This is a genomic window from Streptosporangium sp. NPDC020072 (assembly GCF_040631445.1).
Taxonomy (GTDB): Bacteria; Actinomycetota; Actinomycetes; order Streptosporangiales; family Streptosporangiaceae; genus Streptosporangium.
The window spans coordinates 265,181-283,482 of the sequence record NZ_JBEYAB010000010.1; the positions used below are offsets into that span (position 1 = coordinate 265,181).

Annotated in this window: 18 protein-coding genes; 11 read left to right on the top strand and 7 right to left on the bottom strand. The window is 70.9% G+C overall.

Annotated elements, in window-relative coordinates; genetic code table 11:
• Positions 1-3: 3 nt before the first annotated feature.
• Complete coding sequence (locus tag ABZ470_RS25290) at positions 4-366, bottom strand: hypothetical protein (protein WP_352016557.1); 363 nt, start codon at positions 364-366, stop codon at positions 4-6.
• 63 nt (positions 367-429) lie between these two features.
• On the opposite strand from ABZ470_RS25290, the gene ABZ470_RS25295 reads away from it, so the two are divergent.
• Positions 430-1,371: a CoA ester lyase gene (locus ABZ470_RS25295; RefSeq protein ID WP_352016558.1), complete on the top strand. Its 942-nt coding sequence runs from the start codon at positions 430-432 to the stop codon at positions 1,369-1,371.
• 316 nt (positions 1,372-1,687) lie between these two features.
• Entirely contained in the window at positions 1,688-4,975 is a 3,288-nt protein-coding gene (locus tag ABZ470_RS25300; protein ID WP_362914249.1) for a hypothetical protein, read from the top strand.
• Here ABZ470_RS25300 and ABZ470_RS25305 read toward each other — a convergent pair.
• Positions 4,938-5,342 carry an NUDIX hydrolase gene (locus tag ABZ470_RS25305; RefSeq protein ID WP_362914251.1) on the bottom strand — a complete coding sequence of 135 codons (405 nt, stop codon included), beginning with the start codon at positions 5,340-5,342 and terminating at the stop codon, positions 4,938-4,940. The two genes, ABZ470_RS25300 and ABZ470_RS25305, sit on opposite strands and share 38 nt — an antisense overlap.
• A gap of 89 nt (positions 5,343-5,431) precedes the next feature.
• Between ABZ470_RS25305 and ABZ470_RS25310 the strand changes: the two genes are divergently transcribed.
• The 8 genes from ABZ470_RS25310 (at position 5,432) to pqqE (ending at position 12,596) form a co-directional block, all read left to right on the top strand.
• Positions 5,432-6,061, top strand: a complete 630-nt coding sequence (locus tag ABZ470_RS25310) for a DUF6758 family protein (RefSeq protein WP_362914252.1) — start codon at positions 5,432-5,434, stop codon at positions 6,059-6,061.
• Positions 6,062-6,615: 554 nt separating this feature from the next.
• The gene (locus ABZ470_RS25315) at positions 6,616-7,233 is read left to right on the top strand and encodes a MarC family protein (RefSeq protein ID WP_352016271.1); all 618 of its coding nucleotides are present in this window, start codon (positions 6,616-6,618) and stop codon (positions 7,231-7,233) included.
• 325 nt (positions 7,234-7,558) lie between these two features.
• Positions 7,559-8,272: an MBL fold metallo-hydrolase gene (locus tag ABZ470_RS25320; protein WP_362914254.1), complete on the top strand. Its 714-nt coding sequence runs from the start codon at positions 7,559-7,561 to the stop codon at positions 8,270-8,272.
• A gap of 7 nt (positions 8,273-8,279) precedes the next feature.
• Positions 8,280-9,176, top strand: coding sequence for a PD-(D/E)XK nuclease family protein (locus ABZ470_RS25325; RefSeq protein WP_362914256.1), 897 nt, complete (start codon positions 8,280-8,282; stop codon positions 9,174-9,176).
• Positions 9,177-9,638: 462 nt separating this feature from the next.
• Positions 9,639-10,499, top strand: a complete 861-nt coding sequence (locus ABZ470_RS25330) for an MBL fold metallo-hydrolase (protein WP_362914258.1) — start codon at positions 9,639-9,641, stop codon at positions 10,497-10,499.
• Entirely contained in the window at positions 10,496-11,182 is a 687-nt protein-coding gene (pqqC, locus tag ABZ470_RS25335) for a pyrroloquinoline-quinone synthase PqqC (protein WP_362914260.1), read from the top strand. Before ABZ470_RS25330 ends, pqqC begins: the two co-directional genes overlap by 4 nt.
• Positions 11,179-11,481 carry a pyrroloquinoline quinone biosynthesis peptide chaperone PqqD gene (pqqD, locus tag ABZ470_RS25340; RefSeq protein ID WP_352016266.1) on the top strand — a complete coding sequence of 101 codons (303 nt, stop codon included), beginning with the start codon at positions 11,179-11,181 and terminating at the stop codon, positions 11,479-11,481. The genes pqqC and pqqD overlap by 4 nt, the downstream gene beginning before the upstream one ends.
• Positions 11,478-12,596, top strand: coding sequence for a pyrroloquinoline quinone biosynthesis protein PqqE (gene pqqE, locus ABZ470_RS25345; protein WP_362914262.1), 1,119 nt, complete (start codon positions 11,478-11,480; stop codon positions 12,594-12,596). The genes pqqD and pqqE overlap by 4 nt, the downstream gene beginning before the upstream one ends.
• 10 nt (positions 12,597-12,606) lie before the next feature.
• On the opposite strand, the gene ABZ470_RS25350 is transcribed toward pqqE, so the two are convergent.
• Both ABZ470_RS25350 and ABZ470_RS25355 read right to left on the bottom strand, forming a co-directional pair.
• A complete protein-coding gene (locus tag ABZ470_RS25350; protein WP_362914264.1) occupies positions 12,607-13,479 on the bottom strand; it encodes an alpha/beta hydrolase in 873 nt (290 codons plus the stop codon).
• A 114-nt stretch (positions 13,480-13,593) separates the two neighbouring features.
• Positions 13,594-15,408: a DEAD/DEAH box helicase gene (locus ABZ470_RS25355; protein WP_352016263.1), complete on the bottom strand. Its 1,815-nt coding sequence runs from the start codon at positions 15,406-15,408 to the stop codon at positions 13,594-13,596.
• A gap of 364 nt (positions 15,409-15,772) precedes the next feature.
• On the opposite strand from ABZ470_RS25355, the gene ABZ470_RS25360 reads away from it, so the two are divergent.
• On the top strand, positions 15,773-16,423 hold the full coding sequence (locus ABZ470_RS25360) for a ferritin-like fold-containing protein (protein ID WP_362914266.1): 651 nt from the start codon (positions 15,773-15,775) through the stop codon (positions 16,421-16,423).
• Positions 16,424-16,902: 479 nt separating this feature from the next.
• Here ABZ470_RS25360 and ABZ470_RS25365 read toward each other — a convergent pair whose 3' ends face one another.
• The 3 genes from ABZ470_RS25365 to ABZ470_RS25375 all read right to left on the bottom strand — a co-directional run bounded on the left by ABZ470_RS25365 (position 16,903) and on the right by ABZ470_RS25375 (position 18,137).
• Complete coding sequence (locus ABZ470_RS25365; protein WP_184718831.1) at positions 16,903-17,133, bottom strand: DUF3107 domain-containing protein; 231 nt, start codon at positions 17,131-17,133, stop codon at positions 16,903-16,905.
• 90 nt (positions 17,134-17,223) lie between these two features.
• Positions 17,224-17,850 (bottom strand): TetR/AcrR family transcriptional regulator, encoded by a 627-nt coding sequence (locus ABZ470_RS25370; protein WP_352016261.1) that lies wholly within the window; start codon positions 17,848-17,850, stop codon positions 17,224-17,226.
• Between the two features lie 59 nt (positions 17,851-17,909).
• On the bottom strand, positions 17,910-18,137 hold the full coding sequence (locus ABZ470_RS25375; RefSeq protein WP_352016260.1) for a hypothetical protein: 228 nt from the start codon (positions 18,135-18,137) through the stop codon (positions 17,910-17,912).
• Positions 18,138-18,302: the final 165 nt, after the last annotated feature.

Genomic DNA, 18,302 nt, shown 5'->3' on the forward strand with positions numbered 1-18,302 from the left:
GCCTCAGGCGGGTTCCTGGGGCGTCAGCCGTACCACCGTGCAGGCGGCGGCCCAGCGCTCGGGCAGACCCGCGGCGTCGGGGGCGTTGAGCCGTTCCTTGGCCAGCACGGCGACCGCCTCGGGGGAGGCGGCCTGGTCGACCACCTCGACGGCCGCGTCGAAGACGACCAGGCGGGCCCCGTTGTCCTTGCTCCTGAGCGTCACCTGGACCCGCTCCGCCTCGGCGAGGCGGGGCAGGTCCTGCTCGTCCCCGCCGGTGACGAGATAGATCGCGCCGTCGTGCCACACGTGCCAGGCGAGCCGCTGCCGGTCCAGCGACAGCCACAGGACCCCGGACTTCCTGGCGCCCTCCTCGATCACTCCCATGGCACGAATGTACGGCCTTCGCCTGCCGTCCCCGGCGGGGCGGGCTGCCGCTAGCGTTGGGTCATGCGCTCACGACGTTCGTGCCTGGCGGTGCCCGGCAGCAATCCCCGCTTCCTGGAGAAGGCCCAGGGGCTGCCCGCGGACGAGGTCTTCCTCGACCTTGAGGACTCCGTGGCGCCGTCGGCCAAGGAGGGCGCGCGCAAGAACGTCGTGGCGGCCCTGCGGGAGGGCGACTGGTCGGGCAGGACCCGGGTCGTGCGGGTCAACGACCTGAGCACGCAGTGGACCTACCGGGACGTCATCGAGGTCGTCGAGGGCGCCGGGGAGTTCCTCGACTGCCTGATGCTGCCCAAGGTCGAGGACCCGGCCCAGGTGGTCTGGCTCGACACGCTGCTGACCCAGATCGAGAAGGCCAACGGCCTGCCGGTCGGCCGGATCGGCATCGAGGCCCAGATCGAGAGCGCCAGGGGCCTGGTCAACGTGGACGCGGTCGGCGGAGCCTCCAGGCGGCTTGAGACGCTGGTCTTCGGCCCCGCCGACTTCATGGCCTCGATCAACATGCGGACGCTGGTCGTGGGGGAACAGCCTCCCGGCTACACCGAGGGCGACGCCTACCACTACATCCTGATGCGCATCCTGATGGCCGCCCGCACGCACGGCCTGCAGGCCGTCGACGGCCCCTACCTGGCGATCAGGGACCTGGACGGCTTCCGCCGGGTCGCGGGGCGCTCCGCGGCCCTCGGCTTCGACGGAAAGTGGGTGCTCCACCCCACGCAGATCGAGGCGGCGAACGAGGTGTTCTCGCCGTCCCAGGAGGACTACGACCGGGCCGAGCTGATCCTGGACGCCTACGACCACTACACGACGGTCGAGGGGCGCGGCGCGGTCATGCTCGGTGACGAGATGATCGACGAGGCGTCCCGCAAGATGGCGTTGGTCGTGACGGCCAAGGGGAGGGCGGCGGGGATGACCCGGACCACCGCCTTCACCCCACCGGCCCCCTGACTCCCAGCCCGAGGGTTTTTCCCGTCATGAAATCTCGGAATTAAAGCCACAGATAGTGATAATTCCGGCGCCGCGCCGATAAATCTGACTAGAGAGGTCTCGTCATCGGGGCTCCGGCGTGTTGCTCTTGATGTGCACGGTTGGAACCCCCGCCGCCCCACGGAGGTGATCGTTTCCGCGGAACGGGGTAGTAGTAAGGTCTCCTGCGCTTCGCCGTGGCCGTACGGTGACGCGACGGAGTGTCACGGAGATGAATGGAACGGTCCGGAGTGCCCAACCCCGGGCTGGACGGGCTTCCTGCGAGGAGGTGCTGAGCGTGGCCCCGGGCCCCCACGAACCGCGCTCACGAGAGTGGCCGGCGGACGACGAAGGGACGCACGGAGGCGGACGCCGGCGGCATCCGGACTCGCCTCCGACGATCCAGCACTCCCCCCCAGGCCCCTCTGACGACGACCCCCGAGGACTTCCGCTCGCCTCCCCGTGGAGGCTGCCGCCGTTCGCCGCGCCCACCCCGGAGGACGAGCCCCCCAGGGCCCGCCCCGAGGGCCTGGGCGGTGAGCGCCGCCGCGCCCACACCCAGCCGTACGCCTCCCCGGCGGGCAGCCCGCCGGACCCCGACCAGCGTTCCGGCCCCGAGCTGTGGCCGGACCGGCCGCCCGAGCGCAGGCACGGCAGGCGGGACGGCGAACGCCCCGACCTGCTGGTGGCCTCCGGGCCGTCCCGCGAGCGGGACGACGCCCCCGGTGACGGCGACTACGGAGACCTCCTGAGCCCCTCCTGGTTCGACGACTCCGACCCTCTCGGCCCGGCGGCCGAGGCGCCCAGGAGGACCGGAGAGGGCGACTACGGGGACCTTCTCGGCCACTCGGGGCGCGACGACGCCCACGCGGTCTTCTCGGCCCCCGGTCCCGACGCGTCCTGGGGGGAGACCGAGGAGCCGGACGTCCCCCGTGAACCGGTCAGACGCCGCCGTGGCGACCGGCCCGACCTGCTGGTGGCCTCGGGGCCGCCGCGCAGACCCGCCGAGCCCGCCCAGGAGGACCGGACCGGCCCGTACGACGTGTGGCACGACCTCCAGGAGGAGGCGCCGGCCCAGCCGTGGGAACCGGACGAGGACGAGCCCGCCGTACCGGGGGAGGACGACGACCTTGAGCCGGTGCACCGGCTCGGACGTCCCCCCGGAGGCAGGCCCGCCAGGCCCGACCTGCTGGTCGCCGAGGGGCCGCCGGGCAGGAGGGGGTCCGGCGGACGGCACCACCGCTCCACGACCGCCCCCTCCGCGCTGCGCCGTTCGAGCCCGGCCGGACGCGGGCGCAGAGGCCTGGTCGTGCCCGTCGTGGTCGCCGCCGTACTGGCCGCCGCGGTCGGCGGGGGAGCGGTGCTGTGGAGCTGGAACGGCGGGCCGTTCACCACCGGCCTGCAACTCGTCGGAGCCGAGGTGAGTCCCGGTGACACCGACTTCGCCCCGCCGGCGGACGCGGGCGGCACCGGATCGAGCCAGGTGCTCAACGCCGTGGCCTCGGCGGGCTCCGTCATGGTCGCCGTGGGCAGCGACACGACCAGCCCCGTGCCCAGGCCGCTGTTCCTCGTCTCCCCCGACGGAGGGGTGACCTGGCAGCTGGGCAAGGTGACCGGCCCGGCCGGTTACGAGAACGGCCCCACGACCGTGGGCAGGGTCGCGGGCGGCGACGGCCTCTGGCTGGCCGCGGGCAACGACCTCCTGGGCGCGGGCCGGGGCCTGTGGACCAGCGAGGACGGCACCACCTGGACCGCCGTGGCCCCGGCGAAACTGGGCGCGTTCATGACCGGCGACAAGATCATGGACCTGGCCAGGACCTCCTCCGGGTTCGTCGCGGTCGGCACGAGAGTGCTCCAGGACGGCTCATCGGGGGCCGTGGCCTGGACCTCCCCCGACGGGCAGGGGTGGAGCAGGGTCGAAGCCGGTGAACTCGGCACCCCGGACCAGGTCAGAGGACTCAAGGCGGTCGTGGCCAGAGGCGACTCGGTGGTCGCGCTCGGCGACCCGGGACGGAGCGGCTCCCCGGCCGTCCTGCGCTCGGCGGACGGAGGGAAGACCTGGACGCGGGCCGGTTCCGCGCCCTCGGGCGTCACCCCTGAGGCGGGCGCGCTCGCGGCCTCCTCCTCGGGGTTCGTACTCGTCCCGATCCAGCGGCGCGACGCGAAGGGCGACGTCGTCGTCTACTGCTCGGCGAGGGGCGACGACTGGGAGCAGTGCGGCGGCATCACCGGCCTGGCCCGGGAGGGCTCCGGGGTCAGGCGCCTTGCCTCCTCGGACGCCGGAATCGCCGCGGTCGCCGAATCCGGCTTCGAACGGTACGCCGTCTACACCAGCAGGGACGGCCGTGACTGGCGCAGGTCCACCGACCTGGGCGACGTGCCCGGCTCGCTACGGGCCCTGGCCATCTCGGAGGAGGGCACCCTCGTCGTCGGCGGAGACGAACGCGCCGCCGACGTGGACAACCGCCTGGTCCTCATCACGGCCCCCGAGGGAGGCCAGGCGCGTCCCGTAGCCCTCGACCGGATCGACGGTCTGACCAGGGCCTCCCGCGACACCGCCAGGATCGCCGCCGGGAACGGCGCGTTCGTCGCCGTCGGCGCGGTCGCCGGAGACGCGGGCATATGGACCAGCAGGGACGGCCACACCTGGAAGGGCGCGGGCCCGGCACAGGCTCTCGGCGGCTCGTGGCGCCAGGCCCTCAGCGACGTCACCCGGGGCAGGCAGGGCTGGCTCGCCGTCGGCGGCACGATGACCGACGCCTCCTCGACGGGGCCGCTCCTGGTCGCCTCGGCCGACGGCGCGACCTGGCGCAGGCTTCCCGCGACCGGCCCCCTCGCCCCCGCCGCGGAACACGACTTCCTCGCCCCCCACGCGGTGGCCGCGGGTCCCTCGGGCTACGTGCTGGCCGGAGAGGACCGGGGACCGTCCGCGACCGTCCCGGTGCTGTGGTTCACCGCCGACCTCAAACGCTTCACCCGGGCGGCGCGTCTGCCCGCAGGCGGTGTCGGCGTGCGCCTGTACGACGTCTCCGTCACCTCCTCCGGGTACGTCGCCGTCGGCGGCATGGGCACCGACGGCCACGAGACCGGTGTGGTCTGGGTTTCCGCCGACGGGATCAACTGGGTCGCGCGCAAACCCGTGCTGCCCGAGGGCGCGACGGCGGCGGGCCTGAGACACGTGGTCCAGCACGGCACGACCATCGTCGCCACCGGAACCGCCGTCACCGGCGACGGGCAACGGGCCTTCGGGGCGATGTCGGAGGACAACGGCATCTCGTGGGAGTTCTCCTGGCTGCCCGCCGAAGGGGCGGCCGCCGTACTGGACATGGCGGCGACGGCCGACGGCGTGGTCGCGGTCGGCTGGCAGGGAGCGCCGGGCGAAGGGGACAGCGTCGCGTGGACCTCGGAGGACGGCCTGAAGTGGCAGCCGCACACCCAGACGGAGGACGGCCTCGCCGGGGAGGGCGCGCAACGGCTCGGCGCCGTCACCGTCGCCGGCGACCAGGTCGTCGCCCTGGGGCGTTCGACCACCTACGACAGCGACCACCTCACCCTGTGGCGCTCGACCCTGACGGCCTCCCGATGATCTTCCAGCCGATGAGGTCGTCGAGCAGGCCCGGCGAGAGAGGCAGCCGGGCCAGGTCGTCCTCGGCGAACCAGCCGACGTCCTCCGCGTCGTCCCCGGCGCGGAGCGTGCCGCCGGAGGCCTCGGCGAGATAGTCGTGGATCTCGTAGACGACGCCGCCGGGACCCGGACGGTCGACCGTGCCTGCCAGGCCGACGGCCCTGACCGTCAGGCCCGTCTCCTCACGCAGCTCACGGGCCAGCGCCTCGGCGTCGGACTCGCCCGGCTCGACCCGCCCTCCGGGGATGGACCACAGGCCCTTCCCCGGGGGACGGCCTCGCCGTACGAGGAGTAACCGGTCTTCCGCGTCACGGATGATCGCTCCCACACAATTTACGCGCACATGAACAAGATTACGGCTGCGCAACGAGAAGCGCCCTTGACGAACCGGGTGTGGACAAAGCACCGTGGGTAGGCGTGAGAGCCGAGCCCATTTGTCCGCGTTGTTTCGGCCCCCTCCGCCCGCCCAGTGCCTGGTCGAGCGCCTGGCGGTGTGGACCGCACGGTGACGTCCTGCCGTTGCAGTCGCCGAAACGCCCCTCTCAGGCTGCGATCGAGGGCCTCGGAAACTCCAGGGTCCCGGCCTGGCTTCCGTGGCCGCTGCCGCAGGGATGGCTGGTGACGGGCTTCGCGGAGGCGGGCGACGAACGCAGCGGCGTCAGAGGCACCGTGGTCGCGATCTCCGGCCCCTCACTGACCCACGGCCCCGCCGACATGCTGATCATCGCCGAGGAGCCCGGAGTGGGACTCGGCGCCGGGTTCGCCGGAATCGCGGGAACCGACCCGGGAGAGGGCTTCGGCGAAGGGCCGCCGCACGCCAAGGTCGAGATCATGGGCCATCCCACGCCCATGTGGTGCGTCGAAGCGGCCCCCGACCGGGCGGTCTACGCGGGCGAGGCCCTGGGAAACTGGCTGTGGGCGGTCGTCTGGCCGGGCGAGGCGGGCTACCTGGTGACCCTCGCCGAACTCTCCCTGAGAGATCTCAGGGAACACGACCAAACCCTCGACCTCCCTCTGGGAGCTTTCTCTCCGCGCCTGGAAAACTAGTTGTGTTTCTTTGCTCCGCCTGGCGGCGTCGCGGGTTGTGTCTCTTTGCGCCGCCTGGCGGCGTCGCGGGCTTGGGCGCCCTGGGTCGGTGTCTTCCCTCGTCGCTGTGTCTCTTTGCTCCGCCTTCGGCGTCGCGGGGCTTGGGCGCGTCGGTGCTTTCCCTCGTCACTCCGTCGCTTCGCTCCTGCGTTCCTCAGTCCAAGCACCGACGCGCCCAAGCCGAAACCCCTCACGCACGGCACCGGTAGGGCCAAGATCAAAGTCTTCGCTTCGGGTTTGTTGGTCGGCCGTGCGCTCTTCCTTTCCGTGTGGGGGCCGGGGGTCTGAGGGCCGGTGCGGCTCGTCTGTGTGAGCCGGGAGAACTCCTCGTCGTTCTTCGGGCAGGTGGTGAGGCGTGTCCGCCCGAGGGCGGTGGGCCGTTACCGGGTGGTCTGAGGGGGCCGAATTCCGGGAGGGCTACGTGGAGTGAGGAGAACGGGGATGCTTGCTACCCTGCGGGTCGGGAACGTCTGGTCTGTCATGGCGTGTTCCTTACCGAGGGTCAGGGGAAACGGGTGTTCGACGTCCAGTTCTTCGTCGAGGCGTTCGTCACGATGTTCGTGATCATGGACCCGCCCGGGATCATTCCGCTCTTCCTCGCCTACACGGGTGGTCGTACGGCCCTCGAACGTCGCAGGATCGCCTGGCAGGCCCCCATCGTCGCGTTCTGCCTCATCGTGATCTTCGCCGTTTTCGGTCAGGCCATCCTGGGATACCTGCACGTCGAGGTGGCGGCCATGCAGATCGCCGGTGGCCTCCTGCTTCTGCTGGTCGCCCTGCAACTGCTCACCGGAGACACCGAGCCTCCCGCCAACGCCGTACGGTCCAACGTCAACGTGGCGCTCGTCCCGCTCGGCACCCCACTGCTCGCCGGGCCGGGCGCGATCGTCGCCACGATCGTCTTCGCGCAGCAGGCCGGCCACAAGGACGGCGGCATCCTGGCCCTGGCCCTGGCCATCGCCGTCGTGCACATCCTGCTGTGGGTGTTCATGCGTTTCTCGGTCACCGTCATAAGAGTGATCAAGGAGAACGGCGTGGAACTCATCACCCGGGTCTCCGGCCTCCTCCTGTCCGCCCTGGCCGTACAACTGATCATCACCGCCATCCGCACCCTCCTGAACACCCCCACCTGAGACCCTTCTTCGCCTTTTCGGCCCAGGTCTTCCGGCGCCACGTGTGAGGGCTTGGCCTTTGCCTTACCGGTGTCGTGTGGGAGGGGTTTCGGTTCGGGCGCGCCGGCGCTTGGACTGAGGAGCGAAGGAGCGAAGCGGATGAGCGACGAGGGAAAGCGTCGGCTCGAAGCGCCCGAACCCCGCGACGCCGCCAGGGGGAGCAAAGAGACAGAGCGTCGGCTCGAAGCGCCCGAACCCCGCGACGCCGTCAGGCGGAGCAAGAGACAGAGCGCCCGAACCCGCGACGCCGAAGGCGTCGCAAAGAAAACAGGTAAAGTGCGGAAGCGTGACAGCGCGTATCGAGCGAGTGGTGACCGAGGGCGTCGTCGATGTCGACGGCGTCGAGCACAAGGTCGAGAACAACACCTGGATCGTGGGTGACGATGAGGAGGTCATCGTCATCGACCCCGCGCGTGACGCGGAGGCGATCCTGGAGAAGGTCGGCGAGCGGGAGGTGCTGGCGGTCGTCTGCACCCATGGTCTGCCCGACCACGTGGGTGCGGCCATCGAGGTGGCGGCCCGTGACGAGGCCGTGGTCGCGCTCCACCCGAAGGACCGGCCGCTGTGGCGGCTGACCTGGTCGGAGACGTGGCCGGACATCGAGATGGAGGACGAGGGGCTGTTCGGCGTCGCGGGCGTCCAGCTTGAGGTCCTCTCGACGCCCGGTGTCTCGCAGGGCGGGGTCTCGCTGTACTGCGAGACGCTCGACGCGGTCTTCAGCGGCAAGACGCTGCAGGCCGACGGTCCCGGCAGGATCGGCGGGGAGTATCCCGCGCTGGCCGACCAGCTCACCGCGATCGGCGGCAGGCTGTTCACGCTGCCGCACCGCACCCGGGTGCTGCCCGCGCACGGCGAGGAGTCCACGATCGGCGACCTGGAGCCGCAGTTCGACGCCTGGCTCTCCGGTTCGCTGACCCGCGGCACGGTCGAGGAGAAGGAAGGGCCGCTCACCGACGGCACCAGGGCCGCGGGCATCCGGATCAACCTGAACGACGAGTAGTCCTTTCATGGACCAGCTGCCCCTGGAGGGCATGCCGCGGCGGCTGTACTCGTGCACGCCGTCGCGGTTGAACACCTGGCTGGACTGCCCGAGGCGTTACCGGTTCACCTACCTGGACCGGCCGGCGCCGCAGAAGGGTCCGCCGTGGGCGCACAACAGCGTCGGCGTCAGCGTGCACAACGCGCTGGCCGGGTGGTGGCGGGAGCCGTACGAGCGGCGCACGCCCGTGATGGCGGGTGTCCTGCTGAACAACGGCTGGATCGGCGAGGGGTTCCGCGACGCCGCCCAGTCGGCGGCGTGGCGTGCGCGGGCCCGTGAGATGGTCATGGGCTACGCCGCCTCGCTGGACCCCGCTGACGAGCCGGTCGGGGTCGAGCGTACGGTCGCCACCAGGACGTCCGTCATCGCCGTCTCAGGGCGGGTCGACCGGCTCGACCGGCGCGGTGACGAACTGGTCGTCGTGGACTACAAGACGGGCCGCCGCCCGCTGACCGAGGACGACGCGCGTTCCTCGCTGGCGCTGGCCGTCTACGCCGTCGCCTCCTCCCGGATGATGCGCCGTCCCTGCCACCGGGTGGAGCTGCACCATCTGCCGACGGGCTCGATCGTGGAGTGGGAGCACTCCGAGGAGTCCCTGGCCCGGCACATCGGGCGTGCCGAGGCGATCGCGGTCGAGGCGTCGGAGGCGGACGAGGCCTACCGGGCCTGGGCGGGCGAGGCCCCCCGAGGTTCCCGTACGGCCGCCGCGGGGCGCACGCCGCCCGCAGTACCACCTCGGATCGACGAGGTTTTCCCGCCCAGGACGGGCCCGCTCTGCTCCTGGTGTGATTTTCGCGCGCACTGCCCGGAGGGACAGCGGGCCGCCGACGGCCGTCAGCCGTGGGACGGCCTCGGCGACGACTGAGGCGTTCTCGAAGCATCTCCACAGGTCTCAGAGCGACCCTTACGGCACGCCTGAGCGCCCCTTGAGACGAGGTTCCGGGGGCGGGTGATGACTGGGGCGCGGGTGTCCGGAATTTGGCGTTCAGTGCATGAGTATCTCAGGGCTTCTGTCGTGTTGTGCCCCGGATTGATCCGATGAAATATGTATCAAAAGTGGTAGATTATTATATTTGGGGCCAATAACAGAAAATAGGTCCGACGTAATTGCCGCCAACCATTGACGAAAGCACTGATATCGGGTCATAACGGTTGTGACCCAAAACCCACGCGTCACATGGAAGGCGGTGCACTCTCATGGTCGAGACCACGGAGCGCCAAGGCGAGAAGGCCACCTGGCACAAGCCCGGTTACCAGGTCGTCGAGGCGTCGATGGAGATGACGGCGTACTTCCTGGCCACCAGGTAACCGGACGGGGGTTCACGCCATGCGACTGCGAATTCTGGGAACCGCCGCAGGCGGTGGCGTCCCCCAGTGGAACTGTGCGTGCCCCGGGTGTACCGGGGCACGCACCAACCCGGCCTGGCGGCGCACCCACGCGTCGCTGGCCGTCGAGGACCACATCGTCAACGCGACCCCCGACATCGCCGAACACGTCGAGACACTGCGTTCCGGCGGTACGCCCACGGAGCGGACACGCGTCATGCGCGTGGTCCTCACCGACGCCGAACTCGACCACACACTGGGGCTGTTCCGGCTGCGCGAGGCCGACGAACTGGAGATCGTCGCCACCCCCACGGTCCGCCGGGCGCTCACCGGTGGGCTGAGGCTGTCTGAGGTGCTCTCCCCGTACGCCGACCTGCGCTGGCGTGACCTGACGGCGGACGGCGAGGTCGCGCTCGCCGAGGACGTCGGTGTCCAGGCGGTCCCGGTCTCCGGGAAACGCCCCCGCTACGCCTCGGACGAGGCGGCGGCTCCCGACTGGGTGGTCGCGCTGCGCTTCACCGACCGGGCGAGTGGCGGGACGTGCCTGTACGCCCCGGCCTTCGGCGTCTGGTCGCCCGAGCTTGAGGCGGCGATGGCCGAGGCCGACTGTGTGATCGTCGACGGCACCTTCTGGGACGACGAGGAGCCCCGCCGTACCGGGATCTCCTCGCGCACCGCGACCGAGATGGGCCACCTGCCCGTCGAGGCGACGGCGGAGCGACTGTCCCGGCTGCCCGGCCGGTGCCTGTACACGCATCTGAACAACACCAACCCCCTCGTCGACCCGGACGCGCCCCAGCACAAGAGGCTGGCCGAACTGGGCGTCGAGGTGGCCGCCGACGGAATGGTGATCGAGCTGTGAACGCCGAATCCTGGACCCCCGCCGAGTTCGAGTCCCGTCTGCGGGCCGTGCCCGAGGCGCGATACCACAACCGCCACCCCTTCAACGTGCGCATGCACGCCGGGGAGCTGTCGCCGGAGGAGATCCGCCGGTGGATTCTCAACCGTTTCCACTACCAGCGGCACATTCCGATCAAGGACGCGCTCATCCTCGCCAAGCTGGAGGCGCCGGAACTGCGCCGCATGTGGATCCGCCGCATCCAGGACCACGACGGAAGGCGCGCGGGCGAGGGCGGCATCGAGCGCTGGCTGCGCCTGGGAGAGGCCGCGGGCCTGGACCGCAAGGACCTGCTGTCCGGGGAGGGCGTCCTGCCCGGCGTGCGGTTCGCCGTCGAGGCGTACGTGAACCTGTGCAGGCTGGGGACGCCGCTTGAGGCCGTCGCCGCGTCGCTGACCGAGCTGTTCGCCCCCGACATCATGCGGACCAGGATCGAGGCCTTCGAGCGGCACTACACCTGGATCGACTCCGAGGGCCTGCAGTACTTCAGGGGCAGGATCAGCCAGGGACGGCAGGACAGCGGGGAGGCCCTCGAAATGGTCCTGGAGTGGGCCAGGGGACGGGCCGAGCAGGAGCGGGCCGTGGCCGCGCTCTCCCGCAAGTGCGACGTGCTGTGGGCGCTGCTCGACGCGGTGGACCAGGCGTGACGGCCGCCGAGGCCCCCTCCCCGGGGGCGGAGACCGTGCCCCAGGCCGACTGGCGGCCCCGCCTCGGCTCCGGGATCATCCTGCGGCACGACGCCGTACGGCGGGCCGACCTGCTGGTCATGCCCGAGCGGATCGTGCTGCTTGAGGGCGGGGCGGTCGCCGTACTGCGGCTGTGCGACGGGGTCAGGACCGTGGCGGAGATCGTCGAGCGGCTGAGCGCGGACTTCCCCGGGGCGCCGGTGGCCGACGACGTCACCGAGTTTCTCAGCCGGGTGCGTACGGAGGGGTGGGTGCGATGAGTGAGACGGGCGACGGGCCCGCGCCGCCGTGGGCCATGCTGGCCGAGCTCACCCACGGCTGCCCGCTGCACTGCCCCTACTGCTCCAACCCGGTCGGGCTCATCCCGCGCTCCCGGGAGCTGGCCACCGCCGACTGGGTGCGGGTCTTCGAGGAGGCCGCCGCGCTCGGGGTGGTCCACGCGCACCTGTCCGGCGGCGAACCGCTGCTGCGCGCCGACCTTGAGGAGATCACCGCCGCCGCGGCGCGCAACGGCGTCTACACCCAGCTGGTGACCAGCGGCGTCGGGCTCGACGAGGACCGGCTCGCCCGGCTGGTCGAGGCGGGGCTGCACAGCGTCCAGCTCTCGGTGCAGGACTCGACGGCCGCGGCCTCCGACCTCATCGCCGGGACCCGCTCCTTCGCCGCGAAGGAGCGCGCGGCGGCCCTGGTGCGCGAGACGGGGCTTCCGCTCGGGCTCAACGTCGTCCTCCACCGGCGCAACCTCGACTCCATCGAGGGCATCGTCGAACTGGCCGCCTCCTGGGGCGCCGAGCGGGTCGAGCTGGCCAACACCCAGTTCTACGGTTGGGCGCTGCGCAACCGGCGCGCGCTGCTGCCCACGCGCGAGCAGCTCACCCGGGCCAAGGAGACCGTGGAACGGCTGCGCGAGCGGGTCGAGGGCGTCGAACTGATCTGGGTCGTCCCCGACTACTTCGACGGGGTGCCCAAGCCCTGCATGGGTGGCTGGGGGGCGATCTCGCTGACCGTCGGCCCTGACGGATCGGTGCTGCCCTGCCCGGCCTCCTACGACCTGCCACTGGAGTTCCCCAACGTCAGGAATCACTCGCTTGAGTGGATCTGGCGGCGTTCGGCGGCCTTCGAGGCCTACCGGGGCACGGAGTGGATGAGCGGGCCGTGCGCCGGTTGCCCGCGCAAGGAGGTGGACTTCGGCGGTTGCCGCTGCCAGGCCTACGCGCTCACCGGGGACGCGAGCCGTACGGACCCGGCGTGCGGGCTCTCACCCGACCACCACCTGATCACCGAGCTGGTCGAGTCGGCGGGGGACGGGGAGCTGGTCTACCGGCGGCCGGAACGGCTCACCCCGCCGCGACAGGCGGTCGGCCCGAACCCCTGAGGAACGCGGTTCAGCTGCGCAGGTTCGCCTCGGCGGCGGTCCAGAAGCGGATGAGCGCCGCCGCCGTCGTCTCCGGGGCCTCGACCGCGGGAGAGTGGGCCGCGCCGGGCACGACGACGCAGTCGGCGTTCAGCCGGTCGGCCATCTCCGACTGTGCCATCGGCGGCCAGCCGTCGTCGTGCTCGCCGAACAGCACCAGGGTCGCCACGTCCACCTGGTTGAGCTCGTCACAGCGGTCACGTGCCGCGAGGATCTCCTTGGTCATCACGGACATCCCGACCGGGGAGTTGGCGAAGAAACGCTTGCGCAGGAAGGCCACGATCTCGTCGGGCACCCCGGCGGACAGGGCCTCCGGCTCAAGGTGGGCGTCCCACATCCGTTCGAGCCCCACCTCGGGGGCCCTGGTCAGCATCTCCCGGCCCACCTGCTCTCTGGGGCCGACGATCGCGGCGGGGCCGGTGCTCATCATCGTGTAGGAGGCGAACTTGGTGCGGCCGTCGATGACCGCCTCCCGGGTGACCAGGCCGCCGAAGGAGTGCCCGACCAGGTGGACGGGCTCACCCCTGCCGATCAGCTGCGCCAGCGCGTCGACGTCGTTGCCCAGCGCCGCGCACGTGTAGGCCGACGGGTCGTCGGGGCCGCCCGTCTCGAACTGCCCCCGCATGTCGATCGCGACGACCTGACGGCCCGACTGGGCGAGCGTCTGAAGAACCGCGAGGAAGTCCTCCTTGCTGCCGGTGAGACCGGGAACCAGCAGGGCGGGCATGCGTTCGGCGATGCCGCTGACCGGCAACGCCTCCAGCGCGGCGAACGTGCCGGCCGCAGTCTCCAGCCGACGGGCACGGACGCCTGGAGGCAGGGTCAGAAAACGCGGCGTACTCACGTGGCCCCACGATACCTCTCTTGGTGACATGTCTCCGCGCCCCGAGGCCGGACGTGCCGAGATGCGGCAAAGGGGCGCCACCTCGCGGTCGCGCCCCTCGTCACACCGGTACGGCTAGCCCTGGCGGCGGGGACCCCGCTGCTGGCCCCTGACCTGCGGACGGCGGCGGCTCTGCGCCCGCTCGGAGGCGGCGGACGGCGCGATCTCGTCGTCGTCGGTGGCCAGGTCGGGAGACTGGAAGATCACCGCGAACGGGCTGGGCGGGATGATCTTCTCCGGCTGGGGGCGCGGCGCGGGCGCCTCGTCCTCCCAGTCCTGCTCGTCGTCCCACAGCGGAGCCTCGGCGGCCTCCCCACCGGGACCCTCGTCGGTGAGACTCACCTCGGGGTTCAGGCCTGCCCTCCGGTTGCGGCCCCTGCGGGACGCGGTCTCGGCGGGCCGGTCGTCACGGATGTCCTTGCGGGGCGTCACATCCACGTCCACCTCCAGCTCGGCGGGTTCGACGATCGGGCTCTCGACCCTCCGCGCCGCGAGCGGCGCCTGGGTCTCCTCGGAGACACGGTCCCCCCGCGAGCGGCGGCGCCCGGACTCCTCGTGCTGTGCCTCGGCGACGGCCGGCCGGGACTCCTGGGCCCCCGCGGACTCGGCCGCCTCCGCGCCGGTACGGCCACCGCGGGTGCGGCGCCTCTCCCTGGTGCGGGCGGGGCGCTCACGGCGCTCCTCCCGCTCCTCCTCACGGCCCCTGCGGCCGCGTGAGCGGGTCCGGCCCGTCTCTCCGAGATCTTCGACCTCTTCCGCCGCCAGGCCCGCCCTGGAGCGGTTGGCGTGCGGCAGCACACCCTTGGTGCCCTCGGGGATGCCCAGCTCGGTGAAGATGTGCGGTGAGGTCGAGTAGGTCTCGACGGGCTCGGCGAAGTCGAGCGAGAGCGCGTTGTTGATGACCTTCCAGCGAGTGAGGTCCTCCCACTCGACGAAGGTCACCGCGACGCCGGTCTTACCCGCCCGGCCGGTACGGCCGATGCGGTGCACGTAGGCCTTCTCGTCCTGCGGGCAGTCGTAGTTGACGACGTGGGTGACGTCGTCGACGTCGATGCCCCGCGCCGCGACGTCGGTCGCGACCAGGACGTCGATCTTGCCGTTCCTGAAGGCGCGCAGCGCCTGCTCGCGCTGGCCCTGGCCCAGGTCGCCGTGTACGGCCGCCGCGGCGAACCCGCGCTCCTTGAGCTGTTCGACGACCATGTCGCAGGCGCGCTTGGTCTCACAGAAGATCATCGTGAGACCCCGGCCCTCGCACTGGAGCAGGCGGCCCAGGATCTCGATCTTGTCCATCCGGTGCACGCGCCAGACGAACTGGGTGGTCTGCGGCGTCGCCTCGGCCTCGGCGTCGTTGTTCTCCGCGCGCACGTGCGTCGGGCGGTTGAGGTAGCGCCGTGACAGCGCGACGATCTCGCCGGGCAGCGTCGCGGAGAACAGCATCGTCTGCCGCTTGGCCGGGACGAGCTTGATGATGCGCTCGATGTCGGGCAGGAAGCCCAGGTCGAGCATGCGGTCGGCCTCGTCGAGGACGAGCGCGTCGATCTGGCCGAGGTCGAGGTGCTTCTGCTTGACCAGGTCGAGCAGGCGGCCCGGGGTGCCGACGATCACGTCGACGCCCTGCTTGAGCGCCTCGATCTGGGGCTCGTAGGCGCGTCCGCCGTACACGGTGAGGATGCGGGAGCCGAGCTTGCCCGCGGCCGTGACCAGGTCTTCGGTGACCTGGATGGCCAGCTCACGGGTGGGCACGACGATCAGCCCGCGCGGCTTCTTTCGGTTCTTCCTCGGCTTGCCGACACGTTGCAGCATCGCCACGCCGAAGGCGTAGGTCTTGCCGGTACCCGTGCGGGCCTGGCCGATGATGTCCTGGCCGGTCAGGGCCAGGGGAAGGGCCATTTCCTGGATCGGGAACGGTGCGGTGATGCCCTCGGTCTCAAGGGCGTCAGCGATCTCTGGTGTGACTCCGAGGTCTCGGAACGTCGTCAGCTTGGCCTGCCTAATCTCCGTTGAAGGCAGTCCTGCCGGGACCACGGGCGCAAAGGTTCCCCGTGCCGTGTCCTCGCGGAAGGGCTAGCCCTCTCAATGTCATCAGCGACCGCTGCGGCGTCATGCCGACTTGGGGGCGTCCAGGAGCAGGTCTCCTGGATTAACACAGGGCGGTCGCACTTTCACACAGTAGTGTACTCGATACCACAACGTGCAGCCGATTTCTTCGTATTCCAGCTGAAAGGGCAGGCGCCGCAACTCATAGGCTTCCTGCATGAGTGATTCCCCTCCTGGCGTCCCCGACCTGCTCGGAGTGCTCGCCTACGCCGAGTTGACCGCGTTCCTCAGGCTCGCCGAAGACGCCGCGAGACACGCCCCGACACTGACCGACCGGGCCGCGCTCAGCGACCTCGCCGCGACCGAGTACGCCCATTTCCGTCTTCTGCGTGACCGGATAGCCTCGCTCGGGGTCGATCCGGAGGAGGCGATGGAGCCCTTCGTGCGGCCCCTGGACGACTGGCATGCCCAGACCACGCCCTCCGACTGGCTTGAGGCGCTGGTCAAGGCCTATGTCGGCACGGGGATCGCGCTCGACTTCTACCGGGAGGCCGCCGCCCACGTCGACGACAAGACGCGGGAACTGGTCGAGGAGGTGCTCGTCGACGAGGGTCGTTCCCAGTTCGCGGTGGACCGTGTCGGTGCGGCGATCAGGCAGGACCACAGGCAGGCGGGGCGGCTCGCCCTGTGGGCCAGGCGGCTGGTCGGTGAGGCCCTGAGCCAGGGACAGCACGTGGTGGCCGCGCGCCCCGAGCTGGCGGCGTTGCTGGTCGAGGCGGCCGGGGAGGACATCACCCGGATGTTCGGCAGGCTGACCGAGGCGCACGGCGGGCGGATGGCCGCCCTCGGCCTGACCCCCGGTCCGTGAGCGCCTCCCGGCGTCGGGGGCGGCGCCGGGCGAAAGCGCCATCGGGCGGAACGCCGGGCCAGATGTGGGGTGCGGGAGGAAAAGGCGCCCGGCGAGACCACGCGTCGAGGCGCCAAACGGTTGTACCGTGCGAGACATGAGGGCCTCGCGCCGCTATGGCAGTTTCCTAACGAGATGTGGACCGAACCCCTGGACGTCACGTCCGGTGCTGCGAAGGGGAGGCGCCGACTGTCCGGCGGCCCCTTCGGAGGGCCATTCCGCAAGAAGGGCCCGCCGTCCGCGCGGGTGCGGACTCGGAGAGAGGGGAGAGTGCCCCGGGGAGTGCTGAGACCGCACTGAGGCGTCCGCCGACGCCGGTGCGGGACGTCTCGTCTCCGCCGGCGCCGGAATCGCCCAGGGCTCGGTGACGGGTCGCGCCAGGACCGGTGCGCCGGTCTCACGACCGGCGTCACGGCCTGGCGCGAGCCGTACCGGGTCTGTCAGAGGGTGCCGCCGAAGCCGACGGGGCGTGCCTCCTCCTCGCCGATCTCGACGAAACCGAGTGAGGTGATGGGGACGAGGACCCTGCGACCTTTGCTGTCGGTGAGGGAGAAGATCCCGCGGTCGGCGGCGAGCGCCTTGCCGAGCTCCTCCTCGACCTGCTCGGCCGTCAGGTCCGTCTCGACCACGAGTTCGCGGTGCACCGAGCGCACGCCGATCTTGATTTCCATGTTGCTCCCTTTCGACGAGGGTTGCTCGTCCCATGGTCGCCCCATCGGAGGCACGACATGCGGGCTGATCGCGTCAAGCGAACAGCCGGATCAGTGGTCGGCGGTCCTCGGAAAACCGGAGATGCCACGCCAGGCCAGGCGGGCGATGAGCTGGGTCGCGGCGTCCTTCGGGATGGAGCCGGTGCTGCTGATCCAGTAGCGCGCGCTGACCTCGGCCATGCCGACCAGGCCGACGCCGAGCAGGCGGGCCTCGTCGCTTGAGCAGCCGGTGTCCTCCTGGATGACCTGGCTGATCATCTCGGCGCTCTCGCGGAGGTTGCGCTCCATGCGCTGGCGGACGGGGGCGATGTTGCGCAGGTCGGACTCGAAGACCAGCCGGAAGGCCTCACCCTGGCCGGAGACGAAGTCGAAGAAGGCGCCGATCGCGGCCTGGACGCGCTGCTTGTTGTCCGTGGTCGAGGCCAGGGCGTCGCGGCAGCGGGCGATCATGTCGTCGACGTGCAGGTCGAGCAGGGCCAGATAGAGCTCCTGCTTGCCGGGGAAGTGCTGGTAGAGAACCGGTTTGCTCACCCCGGCGCGCTCGGCGATCTCGTCCATCGCCGCCGCGTGGTAGCCGTTCTCGACGAAGACCTCCTGGGCCGCGTTCAGCAACTGGCGGCGGCGGGCCAGCCGGGGCAGCCGGGTGCCCCGGGGCTTGGCGTCCGGGGTAGTCGTCACGGCGGTCTCCTCGCGGGGTCTCATGCTGTCTCGCTCATCCTACGCGCGGGTAATCCACGTCAGCGATAATCGTCCTCATCAAGATCAACAGCACGGCTCTGTTCCGTGGTGTCCGCCGTGTCGGCCTCCTGGGGGATGTGGTCGGGCCAGGTCGGGGAGTCCTCCTCGCGTGCCGGGCGCTGCTGTTCCACGGCGTCCGCCTCGGGCGCCTCGATGTCGAGTTCCTCGCTGAAAGGCTCCTGCGGCTCGTCCTGCGCGCCTTCGCCGTGAACGTCCATCTCTGACATCTGCCCTCCCGTTGCTCTCCCTGGCTCTCCGGATTCCTCGGTGGACACCTTCCCCGTTCTCTGGGGAATACCGGACATGGCCGGACATCGTCAGCGTACGGCCTCGGATGTGCCCGGTCCCGTGAGCGGGTGTTCGCCTTCGTCCTGTGACGTCTCCGAACACGC